The organism is Shewanella sp. UCD-FRSSP16_17, from assembly GCF_001675935.1.
Classification (GTDB): domain Bacteria; phylum Pseudomonadota; class Gammaproteobacteria; order Enterobacterales; family Shewanellaceae; genus Shewanella; species Shewanella japonica.
The window spans coordinates 1-730 of the sequence record NZ_LZFV01000034.1; the positions used below are offsets into that span (position 1 = coordinate 1).

At 43.7% G+C, this 730-nt stretch carries 2 rRNA genes; both read left to right on the forward strand.

Going from position 1 to position 730, the window contains the following annotated elements:
- Positions 1-263: ribosomal RNA gene (locus A9267_RS21945) — 16S ribosomal RNA — on the forward strand; the annotation flags it as partial.
- A 349-nt stretch (positions 264-612) separates the two neighbouring features.
- Positions 613-730, forward strand: a 23S ribosomal RNA gene (locus A9267_RS13935); the annotation flags it as partial.

A 730-nucleotide genomic window follows, 5' to 3' on the forward strand; every position in this document is an offset into this window, starting at 1 on the left:
AAGCTCGTCGTAGCGTCGTAGTCCGGATTGGAGTCTGCAACTCGACTCCATGAAGTCGGAATCGCTAGTAATCGTAGATCAGAATGCTACGGTGAATACGTTCCCGGGCCTTGTACACACCGCCCGTCACACCATGGGAGTGGGCTGCACCAGAAGTAGATAGTCTAACCTTCGGGAGGACGTTTACCACGGTGTGGTTCATGACTGGGGTGAAGTCGTAACAAGGTAGCCCTAGGGGAACCTGGGGCTGGATCACCTCCTTACCTATACGACTAACTTAATGTTTGTTGAGTGTTCACACAGATTGCTTGTTACTCCTTTATGGAGTTGAGCGAAATGCGCCGCCAGCCGGTTAGCATTGTTCTTTAACAATTTGGAAAGCTGATAGTATTTAATACGATGATGTCTGTCGTTGTATTAATTACAAATCGTATTACTGGGAAGTTAATCCCTTTTTAGTAATACATTGAGTTCTCAAAACACTTTATTAAGTGTCTTGAATATTCTAAAACTAAGGCGAATTTGTGTAGTGTTAATTCACATGCAAATTATGTAATAAACCAGCTAGTTACGGTACAACTTGAGTTTCTTTGAAACTTATTTGGGTTGTATGGTTAAGTGACTAAGCGTATACGGTGGATGCCTTGGCAGTCAGAGGCGATGAAGGACGTAGTAACTTGCGAAAAGCGTTGGCGAGCTAGTAACAAGCATTTGAGCTAACGATGTCCGA